This window comes from Pseudosulfitobacter pseudonitzschiae, assembly GCF_002222635.1.
GTDB classification, from domain to species: domain Bacteria; phylum Pseudomonadota; class Alphaproteobacteria; order Rhodobacterales; family Rhodobacteraceae; genus Pseudosulfitobacter; species Pseudosulfitobacter pseudonitzschiae_A.
The window spans coordinates 306,252-319,573 of sequence record NZ_CP022416.1; the positions used below are offsets into that span (position 1 = coordinate 306,252).

The 13,322-nt window shown below is 54.4% G+C and carries 10 protein-coding genes; 9 read left to right on the top strand and 1 reads right to left on the bottom strand.

Going from position 1 to position 13,322, the window contains the following annotated elements:
* The first annotated feature begins 150 nt into the window (after positions 1-150).
* The 3 genes from SULPSESMR1_RS19050 to SULPSESMR1_RS19060 all read left to right on the top strand — a co-directional run bounded on the left by SULPSESMR1_RS19050 (position 151) and on the right by SULPSESMR1_RS19060 (position 4,986).
* Positions 151-933 (top strand): metallophosphoesterase family protein, encoded by a 783-nt coding sequence (locus SULPSESMR1_RS19050; protein ID WP_240311356.1) that lies wholly within the window; start codon positions 151-153, stop codon positions 931-933.
* A 396-nt stretch (positions 934-1,329) separates the two neighbouring features.
* Entirely contained in the window at positions 1,330-3,438 is a 2,109-nt protein-coding gene (locus tag SULPSESMR1_RS19055; RefSeq protein ID WP_250161476.1) for a GumC family protein, read from the top strand.
* A gap of 420 nt (positions 3,439-3,858) precedes the next feature.
* Positions 3,859-4,986 (top strand): glycosyltransferase family 4 protein, encoded by a 1,128-nt coding sequence (locus SULPSESMR1_RS19060; protein WP_157729051.1) that lies wholly within the window; start codon positions 3,859-3,861, stop codon positions 4,984-4,986.
* 307 nt (positions 4,987-5,293) lie between these two features.
* On the opposite strand, the gene nusG is transcribed toward SULPSESMR1_RS19060, so the two are convergent.
* Entirely contained in the window at positions 5,294-5,941 is a 648-nt protein-coding gene (nusG, locus tag SULPSESMR1_RS25875; RefSeq protein ID WP_089422651.1) for a transcription termination/antitermination protein NusG, read from the bottom strand.
* 398 nt (positions 5,942-6,339) lie between these two features.
* On the opposite strand from nusG, the gene pseB reads away from it, so the two are divergent.
* From pseB to SULPSESMR1_RS19095, 6 genes are all read left to right on the top strand, one after another.
* A complete protein-coding gene (gene pseB, locus SULPSESMR1_RS19070; protein WP_089422652.1) occupies positions 6,340-7,344 on the top strand; it encodes a UDP-N-acetylglucosamine 4,6-dehydratase (inverting) in 1,005 nt (334 codons plus the stop codon).
* The gene (gene pseC / locus SULPSESMR1_RS19075; protein ID WP_089422653.1) at positions 7,344-8,504 is read left to right on the top strand and encodes a UDP-4-amino-4,6-dideoxy-N-acetyl-beta-L-altrosamine transaminase; all 1,161 of its coding nucleotides are present in this window, start codon (positions 7,344-7,346) and stop codon (positions 8,502-8,504) included. The genes pseB and pseC overlap by 1 nt, the downstream gene beginning before the upstream one ends.
* Positions 8,501-9,355 carry an aldo/keto reductase gene (locus tag SULPSESMR1_RS19080; protein WP_089422654.1) on the top strand — a complete coding sequence of 285 codons (855 nt, stop codon included), beginning with the start codon at positions 8,501-8,503 and terminating at the stop codon, positions 9,353-9,355. The genes pseC and SULPSESMR1_RS19080 overlap by 4 nt, the downstream gene beginning before the upstream one ends.
* Positions 9,356-9,442: 87 nt before the next feature.
* On the top strand, positions 9,443-9,940 hold the full coding sequence (locus SULPSESMR1_RS19085) for a GNAT family N-acetyltransferase (RefSeq protein WP_217621151.1): 498 nt from the start codon (positions 9,443-9,445) through the stop codon (positions 9,938-9,940).
* Between the two features lie 6 nt (positions 9,941-9,946).
* Positions 9,947-11,281 (top strand): hypothetical protein, encoded by a 1,335-nt coding sequence (locus SULPSESMR1_RS19090; protein WP_089422656.1) that lies wholly within the window; start codon positions 9,947-9,949, stop codon positions 11,279-11,281.
* Positions 11,278-13,311 carry an aminotransferase class III-fold pyridoxal phosphate-dependent enzyme gene (locus SULPSESMR1_RS19095; RefSeq protein WP_089422657.1) on the top strand — a complete coding sequence of 678 codons (2,034 nt, stop codon included), beginning with the start codon at positions 11,278-11,280 and terminating at the stop codon, positions 13,309-13,311. Before SULPSESMR1_RS19090 ends, SULPSESMR1_RS19095 begins: the two co-directional genes overlap by 4 nt.
* The last annotated feature ends 11 nt before the right edge of the window (positions 13,312-13,322 follow it).

Below are 13,322 nucleotides of genomic sequence, written 5' to 3' on the forward strand. Positions count from 1 at the left end.
ACATAAAAATCTGCCTTTTTGGGGTCGAGATAAGTACTTTAGTTTAGTGCTTAGGCATAGTACTGCCTACTCTTGGGACATTCATTTAAAGTCTTGAAGATTGGGCTATGTGGAACAGTCGGTCAGATCTGAAGCTTAAGGAGAGCGCGAGTGTTTCGCAGACTAAGTGAACGCGTGAGGAAATGGCGCACCAAGAATGCACTGCTAGATGCCCCTGCAATGGCAAATTTGCGGCCTGAAGCACCATTTTTCGCAGTCGGAGACGTTCACGGTTGCAAAGACGCATTAGAGAATTTGATACGCAATGTTGATGAAGTTGCCGATGGGGAAGAAACTATAGTGTTTCTTGGGGACTACATAGATCGGGGCGCCCAATCTCAGCAAGTTTTATCATGGCTTTTTGAAGCGAGCCAAACCTTTCCGACACAAGTCGTCTGTTTGATGGGCAACCACGAGCGTATGATGCTCGACTTCATTGATGATCCGGCAGGATCGGGCGTGCACTGGCTGCGACATGGGGGGCTTGATACACTGGCCAGCTTTGGGGTGGGATTCCACAAACGCGAAATGGACACTGCAATGTCCATAGAAATAGCCAACGACTTGGAAGCTGCGATGCCCGACGGCATGCAGGATTGGTTGCGCTCCTTACCGTTACACTGGACCAGCGGAAATGTTCACTGTGTGCATGCGGCCATGTCTCCCCTGCGTACAATTCAAAACCAACGTGACGCGGTGCTGCTTTGGGGTCACCCGGATTTTTTAACCCAACCACGGTGTGACGGAAACTTTGTAGTGCATGGGCACACAATTGTGAAAAAAGCGACTGTCACAGGGCACCGGATCCAGATTGACACCGGGGCATACCGGACCGGTCGGCTTAGCGCGGCCCGCGTTGCAGCCGGAGAATGCAGCTTTCTTGAGAGCGCCTGAACGTGACCCGGTTATCGCAAAGTAATACTAAAAAGAGAGATTATTGAACAGATTAGAGCCGTTTCTTGATTGGTCTTCCTGCTTTGCAGGGCCACGATCAGGATTGGTTGCCGGTTGATAAAAGTCATCTGATCCGGCGCCTGTCTCTCCCGCGATGCACTAGGCGCATCTTCTTATCCATGCCGTTACCAAAAAACTTTTGGCACAGGTTTGCGCAGGGGGATCGACAATGCTATCGGACGTGCACGTTTGCGGGAGAAGTACGGCATTCCCTAGGCAGAAAGTTGCACATAGATAAAATTGCCGCCGTGGCAATCCAAACAACCACCCTATAAGTACGTTTTCAATAATGGTTTCGGCCCATCTAAATATGGACTTTCAATGAGACAGTTGCCCGTGAATACTGATGCCCACCACCAAGAGCTACAGGACGACGAAATCAATCTGGGCAATCTGGCACAGACAATCTGGCGTGGTAAATTGTGGATTCTGCTCAGCGGATTTCTGGCCGTATTCCTGGGGGGCTACTATGCTTACGCGGTGGCCGTACCTGTTTATACCGCCAATGCATCTATCGCTTTGGAGAGTCAGCAGGAGCAAGTGATGGACATTCAAAGCGTCGTCACGGGTCTTGGTGCGGATCAATCAACCATCAACACAGAAACTGAGGTTATCCGGTCGCGGGGGCTGATCGAGCAGCTAGTGCTCGACATGAACTTACTTCAAGACCCTGAATTTAATCGCAAACTACAACCACCTCAAAAATTCTCGCTTGGACAAGCCGTTGGTGCGCTCCGCGCGCTCTTCGGCGCTGAGCCTGCCGAGCAGTTAGAGCCTTCGGATCGTGCGATTTTGGACAGCACGATAAGCGCAACCCTTAAAGCAATTACGGTCACCAACCTGCGGCAGAGTTTTGTTTTCGAGATTACGGTTGTGACACAGGATCCCGCAAAATCAGCGGCCATCGCAAACCGCCTGGCAGAGCTTTATATCGACAATCAGATTGCAGTAAAATTTGAAAAAACAGAACAAGCCACGCTTTGGCTGAGCGAACGGGTCACTGCACTGCAAAAGCAGGTGGAAACGTCGCAAACAAAGCTCAAGGAATTTTCAGCCAATACCAAACTGGTCAGCGCCGAAGCCTTGTTGGGTCTGAATCGACAAATTAAAGACCTACGTGACAGGCGCACCGATCTTGCTGCCCAGCTAGATACGGCACGCGCGCATCTTGCCGCGTTGCAATCCAGCAGAGACCAGGACCCCGCTGCATTTGCCGAGATCGCAGGTGATCAAATTTTGAATCAGGCGCTTGCGTATCTTCAGGAAGGACGCGCGGGCAGCCAGGCTGCGTTTGACACCCGGGCTCAAGCAGTGATCTCTCGCGCAGAACTGTCGCTTGCGCGTGCTGAGGCTCAATTTGAAGCCCTTGATTTGTCCATTCGGGATACCGGCATACGTATTGATTCTCAATCTCAGGAACTGGTGAAACTGGAACAACTTCAGCGCGAAGCTGAGGCCAATCGTTTGCTCTACGACGCATTTCTAAGCCGGTTGAAAGAAACCAGCATTCAGCAAGGTATCCAACAAGCCGACAGCCGTATCCTTGGCCGCGCCGTAGTGCCCACGCAGCCCTCTGCGCCGCGCCGATCTCGCATTCTGGCGTTGTCGCTGGTCCTAGGCATCATGGTCGGAGCCGGGGCAGTGCTAGGGCACGAAATGACGCAGAACACCTTCCGAACGGCTGAAGATCTGGAGGCCAAAACAGGCTACGCAGTCATTGGTCAGATCCCCAGAATTCCATCCAGCGCCCGCAGGGGCATCCTCGAGTATCTTGTGGAAAAACCCAATTCCGCAGCAGCTGAATCGATACGTAATTTACGCACCTCAATTCTGCTCGCCAATCTCGACAATCCTCCCAAGGTGATTATGTCAACGTCCTCCGTTCCTGGCGAAGGCAAGACGACACAGTCAGTCGCCCTGACACAGAATTTGTCAGGGCTGGGTGCGAAGGTGCTGCTTATTGAGGGGGATTTGCGCCGCCGCGTTTTGGCTACTTACTTTAACCACTCTACAAATGTGGGCTTTCTATCGGTGATCTCCGGCGAAGTGCCGCTTGAGGACGCTGTTTTTCACGATGAGGCTTTGAACGCAGATATTCTGTTCGGGCAAAAAACCTCGATCAATGCTGCTGATCTATTTTCCTCATCGAAGTTCTCTGAATTTATTGAAGAACTTCGCTCCATATATGACTATATTATCATCGATACGCCCCCTGTTCTCGCCGTTCCCGACGCTCGGGTTGTTGGGCAATCCGTTGATACGATCATCTACTCGGTAAAGTGGGACAGCACTCCACACCGCCAGGTTCTGGAAGGGCTGCAATCGCTCGAGAGCGTTAACCTCAAGGTCAGCGGGCTGGCGCTAAGTCAAATTGATAGCCGTAAGATGAAGCGCTACGGATATGGTAACGACTATGGGAAATACAAAGGGTATTATGATAACTAGAGTGCCTGACAGGCGATCCCAAGCCAATCTGCGAAAATCAGGACAGCAAGCCTGTTTTCCGTGATATCGCTTCCAGGCTTACCGGAGTCGATCACGCTCAAGTCCTTGCGGTCCGAAAGGCGAGCGGCAACGTGCTTGGCCAAATGTTTAAAGGTAGGTTGTGCCAGATCTGTCTCTGCAATCGTAAGATTTTAATCCGATCAAGCTGTACTGGATTGCTGAAGACGCGTGCCGCGTGCGTCGCACGGTCTGCCAATTCTGCCCAACAAATGCTCAGAGTTCTACCCGCAATCTATATTCACAGGAACCAGCCTTTACAGACGTTACGAATCGCCCTAGTCACACGAGCGTGCTTGCTCCCGTTCGGAATTCTTTTCTGAGATGCCTATTTCTCACACTTTATTTGAGAGGCTAAAAGTTTTGTTCGATCTGCTAGCATTCACATTTACATTTGCAATTAGTGCTTTGCTTTGCGCAATTGCCATTCTGCGGCCTTCCCTGTTGATGCGCCAGGACCATATGATCAGCGACCTGACTGCACGACAGGCGCAACACACGCGACCGACACCCAGAGTTGGAGGTGTGGCTATAGTTGTCGCGGTTTTTACAGGCGGGCTGTTATTTGCCGATCGCTTCGAACTGGACCTGGTCCTCGCGTTGCTGTCGGGCGCGGTTGTGTTCCTGGTCGGGTTACGTGAAGATATCATGCGCAATGTGAGCCCCCGCATGCGGTTATTGGCGGCGTTTATCTCGGCATCACTGGCTATACTGCTAAGCGGCGCACAGCTGCCAGGACTGGGAATCGAGGCGGTGGATGTCGTTTTCCAATGGGCCATTGTGGCAATTGCGATAACGCTCTTGTGGTCGGCTGGAACCTGTCATGCACTTAATCTGATTGATGGCCTCAACGGCCTGGCATCGCTCTACTGCGTCTGTGCAGCAGGCGCTATTTGCATTATTGCAGGATATACAGAAGACACCGACATCCAGATCGTTTCGGGCTTACTGATCGCCGCGGTGCTCGGTTTTTTTGTATTCAACTGGCCACTCGGGCGTATATTTATGGGCGATGCAGGCGCCTACGGCATTGGGCATATCCTGGCCTGGCTTGGTCTTATTCTGATTGCGCGCAACCCCGAAATTTCAGGCTTTGCTATACTTCTGGTACTATTCTGGCCGGTCTGTGAGACGCTTTTCTCAATGATCCGGCGCCGTTTGAACAAATGCGCCACCGATCAACCGGATAGGCTGCATTTTCACCATCTTGTTGTGCGCGCGCTCCCGCTTATTTTCAATCGTGGAAAACGCCGGATCTATGACAATTCATTGGCGACAATCGTTATTCTGCCCTTTCTGGTCTCACCTATCCTCATCGGGTTGCTGTTCTGGGACCATGCCGTCCAAGCCGCCATTGGTCTGGTTTTCTTCATTGCATTATTTATAGTTACCTATGTTATCTCGATGAATTATTTTGTCAGCCTCCGGTTTCGCAAAGGCAACTCCGCGACCTCCCAGTCGCATGGTCGCAGAGGATGGGACGCGGCCTGATCCGGGCCGGTATGCACATAGAAAATCTGCGCGCCGTCCCGACGCCTGATTTTGATGCGCGCCCCGTGAGTGACTTTCCGCAGGCCTACAGCGTCCCGCCTTTAACCTGAAACATCATGTATCGCCAATGACCCGAGAGCACGAAGTGCGGCAGGGTATTGGTGATGCAAGTTTAAGGCGAGGCGCTTTAAACGATCACCTCAATTCGCTGGCGCTTGCGAGGTTGGCCTCAAATGCCGGCCGGTGCCTTTCCGAGCCGGAAACCGCCATCGACTTCGGTGGGACGGGAATAAACATGCCTAATGTATCAATACAGTTTTTCGACCTGATCGCGGGGCAGGGACGTTTTGACTTTGCGCCCCATCAGATCAATAAGAATACCGATGCGTTCAGGTCCGGCCAGGGTATCGATCGTCGTGACCAGATCGGCAAAAGGGCCGGCAAGTACGCGGATGCGATCGCCAATGTCCAGGTCAATCGAGGGCGCAAGCAGATCGCTTTTGTCACAACGCTGTTTGAGACCCGCAATAAGTGCGCTCGGCAGCGGTTGCGGGCGGCGCGGATCGCTCAGGATAAGCCGTGCGACACCGCGCGTGCTATTGATCGCACTCCAGCCAGGCACCGCCGGGTCAAAATTGACAAAAATATAGCCCGGGAAGAGCGGCTTACGCGATTGTCGCTGAACACCGGCTCTTTTTGCGACAGCAAGCATCTCCGGATTGAAGACCTCAATCCCCTGTCGCTGCAAATGAGCCCGCGCCCGCTCGAGACCCTGGGGGCGCAGCTGGGCCACAAACCAGAAACTATCGGAAATCTTGACCATATCTGCTCCATTCTGAAACCCGGATGGAATTTGGTTGTTCTGTCGCGGGAATTTACCGCCGATACTAAAGAAACCGGTTTTTCTGCACCTGCATAGTCGATAGGGTTCGGCTTGTGAATGTATCGGATTCATTCAGTGAGATTCTCGCAGGGAGCAGCGCACCCTGCGGTGCGGTAGCTATTGTAAAACTGGGCATAGATGTCGCTTCCGACAGATCGAACATATTGTTCGCGGTGTCCTCTTTTGTACGCGCCACAAGGGTCAGCTGATATGGATGCAAGGGGTCGCATTCTGGGACGCCAGCCAGCACCTGGCTTTTGGGGCCTGCGAGTTTGTGTTATCGGGCGTTTGGACCGATGAAAAACGTTGTTGAGTACTTGCGTCTAAAACAGCTACTAATGAATTCTGGTATAGGCTTCGAGCCGCAATATCATCAAATACCTATAGAGCTCTGACACCTGTTGCCATAATTTTTTATCGTGTGTAGGTCGCAGAAAAATTTAAATCACTTATCGTTGGAGACGAACAAAATGTCGGTTTTAGAAGGCGCTACTATTCTCGTGACAGGCGGCACAGGGTCATTCGGGAACACATTTGTTCCAATGACACTCGCGAAATATAATCCTCGTAAAATCATAATTCTATCTCGCGATGAGATGAAGCAATGGGACATGGCAAAAGGTTATGAAAACGATCCTCGTGTCCGTTTTTTCATCGGGGATGTGCGGGATCGAGAGCGCCTCTATCGGGCTCTCGATGGCGTTGATTATGTAGTACATGCCGCCGCGACTAAGATCGTGCCAACGGCTGAATATAATCCCTTTGAGTGCGTAAAGACTAATGTGATTGGCGCAATGAACCTAATCGACGCTTGCATCGATAAGGGCGTTAAGCGTGTTGTTGCACTTTCTACTGATAAAGCCTCAAGCCCGGTCAACCTTTATGGGGCGACGAAGCTGACGTCGGACAAGCTGTTCGTCTCGGGTAACGCCTATTCGGGCGAGCATGGGACGCAGTTTGCTGTTGTACGCTATGGCAATGTGATGGGCTCACGCGGATCTGTCATACCTTTTTTCAACTCTATCCGCGAACGTGGAGAACTACCGATCACTGACGATCGGATGACGCGCTTCATGATTACTTTAGAGCAGGGGGTTGAGCTTGTATGGAAAGCATTTGATGACATGATCGGCGGCGAAATTTACGTCAAGAAGATCCCCTCGATGACCATCGGTGATATTGGTCGTGCCGTTGCACCTGAGTGTCGGCAAAAGGTGGTGGGTGTCCGCCCTGGAGAGAAAATCCACGAGCAGATGATCGGTGCCGAGGACTCTCCCTATACATTTGAATACCCGGAGCATTACAAAATCCTGCCGCAGATCAACGATTGGGCATCGTCGGTTGAAAGGATTAAGGACGGCAAAAAAGTGCCCGACGGGTTCGTTTATTCTAGCGATAACAATACGGAATGGATGTCGACTGAAGCACTTACCGCATGGATAAGGGAAAACACCAACAAGATAGGGAAAATATAATGATACCCTATGGAAAACAGGATATCAGCGACGACGACATGGAGGCCGTGGCCCGAGTCTTGAGGTCTGACTTTCTCACCCAAGGTCCCATTGTACCCCAATTTGAGGCGGCGCTGGCAGAAATTTGTGGTGCGGCCTATGGGGTAGCTGTTAATTCAGCCACATCAGCTCTACATATCGCCGTCGCCTCGCTCGGCTTAGGTGAAGGCGATCTCATGTGGACCTCGCCGATCACGTTCGTCGCTTCGGCGAACTGCGGTCGCTATTGTGGTGCCGACGTCGATTTTGTCGATATTGATCCCGAAACGTTTAACATGTGCCCGCAGGCCCTCGCCGCAAAACTAGAGCGGGCCATCGCATCAGGACGTCTCCCCAAGGTGATCGTGCCGGTTCACATGGGCGGCCAGTCCGCCGCGATGCGCGAGATCGCCGACCTGTGCCGACCGCACGGCATTCGCATCGTAGAAGACGCGAGCCATGCGGTTGGCGGCAGTTATGAGGACAGTCCGGTAGGGTCCTGCCAATACTCCGACATAACGATATTCAGTTTTCACCCTGTCAAGATTGTCACCACTGCCGAGGGCGGTATGGCGATGACGAATGATGCCGCACTCGCGGGGAAGATGTCGCGCCTGCGCAGCCATGGGATCACTCGCGACGAAGGCGAAATGACCCATGCATCTGATGGACCCTGGTACTATCAGCAGATCGAGCTTGGCCTGAATTATCGGATGACCGAACTTCAGGCTGCATTGGGCCTGAGCCAGCTCAAACGACTGGCGGCCTTTGTGGACCGACGCAACGCGCTTGCAGACCGTTATGATCGCCTGCTGACGGATCTGCCCCTGCGCCTGCCGGGTCGTCAGGCCGCCACCCGGTCGGCCTTCCACCTCTACATCATCCGTCTGGACGACCCCGACCAGCACAGCACAGTGTTCGAGAATTTGCGCGCGCGCGGGATCGGGGTAAACCTGCATTATATCCCCGTCCATCTTCAGCCCTATTATCGTCAGTTTGGTTTCGGCCCTGGCGACTTTCCCGCGGCCGAGGACTATTATGCCCGGGCAATCAGCATCCCCCTCTATGCGGGATTGACGGACGCGGACCAGGACGTGGTGGTGGCTGCGTTAACGGATATTTTGACGTCAGAGCCAACATGAAAGTCGCGGTCGGCACGGTGCAGTTTGGTGCCGACTACGGTGCCTTCAATGCTACCGGGCAGGTCGGTGTGGCGGATGTAGCCGCTATTCTCGATCTAGCCACGGCTGCCGGTATCGATCTTCTTGATTGTGCGCGGGCTTATGGAACGGCAGAGGACGTTCTGGGCGCGAGCAATAGGATCGACCGCTTCCGGGTGGTAACTAAATGTCCATCTCTCTCTGGTGCCGCCGACCCGGTCGCGGCTTTGCGCGCGGCGTTCCACGCCTCCTGCACAGCGCTGGGGGTGACGCGGGTCGAGGGCTATCTGCTGCACAACATTGCCGACCTCGCTGGCCCCTATGGCCCGGCACTCTGGCACACCCTTGAGGGATTTCGTGAGCAGGGGCTCGTAGAACGCATCGGCGTTTCGGCCTATAATATCGCCGAAGCAAAGGCGGTCGCGGAAACCTATCCGATTACCTTGGTGCAGCTTCCCGCGAACGTTTTGATACCCTGGTATAAGACCGATCGTTTGCCTGAAAATATTGAAGTGCATGTACGGTCCGCGTTCCTGCAGGGTTTCCTTTTATGCACGCCCGAAACCCTCGCCCCTCGTTTTGCACCATGGCGGCAAACGCTGGTCTGCTTTCGCGAACAGGCCGCAGCGCAGGGCCTAAGTCCCGTCTCTGCCGCTCTTGCTCCGCTTTTACACAGCGATGCAATAGATCGGGTGGTGGTTGGCGTCGACAGCGCGTCGCATCTAGAGGAAATAATCAGATCGGTTCGAGATGCTGACGGTAAAACACCCGTTTTGGGGCCTTTTCCGAAGGTGACCGACGAGCTTATAGATCCAAGAAAATGGTTTCAGTGAGGATTTGAATTGGAAAACGTAAGTAATGTCGGGCAGCGATATGATGATTGTGGGCGAGTATATTTGCGCAGGCTCACACCGGAAGATGTGACTGACATCTATATTGAGTGGTTTCGAGATAGCGTCGTAACCGAATTCCTCAACTCTCGGAACTTAAATCAGGCCGATGTCACGAGCTACATCGTCGAGGGTGCGGAGAAAAAGATACATTATATGTACGGTATCTTCGATGATGAAACGGATCGTCACATTGGCAACATCAAGGTTGGCCCGATACAGTGGGACAACCTTGTATCTGACCTGGTCTGCGTGATCGGAGATAGGAATTACTGGGGGAAAGGCCTCGCCAAGGAAGCAATTCGCTTGGGCAACCGAGTAGCTTTCGATGTTCATGGTATGCGGAAGGTTTCTGGGGGCATTGCCTCCGGTAACATCGGATCTATCAAAGCCTATACTGGCGCGGACTGGGTCATCGAAGCCACGATGAGTGGGCACCATCTAATTGATGGAAAACCGCAAGACCGCATCGTTGTCAGTTGTTTTAACCCGGAGTTTTTTCCCGACGCTCCAGTTAACAGCGAGTAAAGCTAATTGACGCGCATTACCTTCATTGAGAACCGGGGCAAGACCGCCTTTTGGATCCGTGTTGCCAAAGCACTGGCCGCGAACGGGCATGAGATCGGCTGGATTGTCCAAAATCCAGCCTATGCTCCGCCCAAGAAATCGGGGGGACAGGCAGTGCTACCTTTCCCACGCGGATCTGACCTGCGGCCTTTGGAAGGGCCGGTGCCGGAGGCGCTCTCGGGTGATCGGGGCCGCGCCTTTTTCCGGACCGGCACGGATCATTACGCCCACTACACCGCTGAAATTGCACGTGCCTTCGATATGCTGCGTCCCGAGGTGGTGATTGGCGAGCCGACGCTCTTTCATGAGATGATCGCTATCGCCGAAGCCCGCAAGCGCATGGTGCCCTATCTGCATCCGACGATGACACGCTATCCCGGCGGACGCTTCGCCGTACTCGACGGGGACACCCAAAACCCGGTTATCGGCAGTGGCGACAAATGGGAGAACGCCGACCTTACGGCTGTGGCAGACGCCATAGCGACAGGACGAAGTTTGCCTAGCTACATGGCTAAACCCGTTGGCGTGCAGGCGCGGCGGCGGCAGATGCAACGGTTTGTGGCACATGCCAGAACCCTAAAAGGTCGATTAGCCGGTGAGCACTACAATACCCCTGCGCTGACCACTAAGCTTGCCCTCGAAAAAACCCTGCAATCGCAGCTCGTGCGCTGGAGGCGGATGCAACGGTTACCGGACCGCGGTCAGGGCCCCATAATTCTCTATCCATTGCAAATGCAGCCCGAGGCGAACATCGATGTATGGGGCAGACCATGGAGCGATCAGACAGTCTTTGTAACGCGCCTTCTAGCGACGCTGCCGCCCGGTGGACAGGTTGCGGTCAAGGCTAATCCAAAATCAAAATATGAGGTATCAGAGAGTCTGATGGACCTAGCGGCGGAACAGAACCGTGTCGTGCTGATGCCTCTTGACCAGAAAATGGATGCGGCCCAGGCGGCGACTACGGGATGTGTGACCGTGTCGGGGACAGTCGGGCTTGAGGCCGTGTTTGGGCGAGGTCGGACTCTTTCGCTGCGTCATCCTGTTCTGGAACACCATTTCCCCAGTTTTCACGCGCCAACGCCTGAAGATGCGGTGGAACGCTTGTTAATTGACCCCAGCGCCGGACGTGGCGACGTTGGAACCGGCATTGCATTGCTGACCCAGCTCATCGCCGACAGCTTTGCGGGAACCGTCAGCGAACCCCTCTACGATCCGGACTGCTTACGGTCCGACAATATCACACGTGTCGTGCACGGTATCGAAACCGCAATCGCCGCAACAGCTTCGAGGCAGTCACCATGACCACCGTCGCGATCATTCAAGCCCGGATGGGGTCAAGTAGACTGCCCGGAAAGGTTATGCGGACCGTTGCTGGTCACAGAGTAATAGACTTGGTCCTCGACCGTTTGGCGCGCGCGACCTGCATCGACAAAATCGTGCTCGCGACGACCGACAGACTTGTCGACGACGTCCTCGCTGCCCATGTTTCGGACCGGGGCTACATGGTTGTAAGAGGCAGCGAGACGGACGTCTTGTCGCGCTACGCAAGAGCTGCCGAGGCTGCCGGTGCCACGACCGTCATCCGGATAACGGGGGACTGCCCGCTCATCATGCCCGAAATTGTTGACGATGCAGTGGAACGTTTTCGGGCAGGACAGCCGCTTGACTATCTCAACAACCTCGATCCCCCGACCTTCCCTGACGGCTTCGACGTAGAGATATTCACGGCCGAGGCCCTGCGGGCCGCCGATACTAGGGCAACCGAGGCTTTCGACCGGGAGCATGTAACGCCGTTCCTGCGCCGCGAGCCGGAGTTCCGCCGCGCGACCTTTTGCGGAAGCGAGGATCTTTCACGGATTAGGCTTACTGTGGACGAACCGGACGACCTGACAACGATCGAACGGGTGCTGATTGCTTTGGAACCGGATATCCATTTTGATCTTGCAGCATTGACCAATCTGATTCATCGACGGCCCGAGATATTTACAGCAAACAACATGATAAAGCGAAACGAAGGAGCCAGTATGGGTCGCGGTCAGAAGCTCTGGAAAAGGGCTAAGCAGATCATTCCGGGCGGCAACATGCTCCTGTCGAAGCGGGCGGAAATGTTTCTGCCGGACCTTTGGCCCGCTTATTTCGACCGGACCGAAGGTGCCCGGGTCTGGGACCTTGACGGACGCGAGTTCATCGATGCAGGAATCATGGGCATTGGCACGAACACGCTGGGCTATTCGCACCCGGAGGTAGATGACGCGGTCCGCGACGTCGTGAACAAGGGTAACATGTCGACGCTTAACTGCCCTGAGGAAGTGGCGTTGGCCGAGCGGCTGATTGAGATCAACCCTTTCGCCGACATGGTTCGCTATGCCCGTTCGGGCGGCGAGGCCAACGCCATTGCGATCCGCATCGCACGGGCCGCATCGGGCCGCGACAACGTGGCGATCTGTGGATACCACGGCTGGCACGACTGGTATCTGTCGGCCAACCTCTCCGACGACGCCAACCTTGATGGACACCTCCTGCCGGGACTCGACCCCAAAGGGGTGCCGCGTAGCCTCGCGGCGAGCACATTTCCTTTCCTTTACAATGATTTTGCGGCTCTCGAGGCGTTGGTTTCTGAAAAGAACATCGGCGTCATTAAGATGGAGGTATTCCGCAACGTTGAGCCGCATGACGATTTTCTGCACAGGGTTCGCAAGCTGGCAACCGACAAGGGCATCGTCCTTGTTTTCGACGAATGCACCTCCGGCTTTCGTGAAACCTTCGGTGGTCTGCACATGAAATACGGCGTGCTTCCCGACATGGCCGTCTATGGCAAGACCATCGGCAACGGTTATGCTCTGTCGGCGGTGGTCGGGCGGCGCGCGGTCATGGAGGCGGCGCAGTCAACGTTCATCAGCTCTACGTTCTGGACCGAACGAATTGGCCCTGCGGCCGCGCTCAAAACACTCGAGGTGATGGAGCGCGAGCGCAGTTGGGAGGGGATCACCGCCATCGGGAACGATTACCGCACCCGCCTAAACTTGGTAGCAGAGGCGCACGGTGTCGACATCGCGATCAGCGGTCTGCCATCCCTCACAACCTGGTCGGTGAAATCCATGACGCCTGCGGCGCATAAGACCTATATCACACAAGAGATGCTAAAGGCCGGTTTCCTCGCGCCGCCGTCATTTTACGCGAGCCTAGCACATACACCTCAGATCCTCGACGCGGCCTTTGCCGCCCTTGACCCGGTGTTCGCTCGGGTGGCGGAGTGCCGCGACCGCGGCGACGACATTACGGGGCTTCTTGACGGACCCATCTGCCACACCGGCTTTAATAGGTTAAACTGAGGAGCCTACTA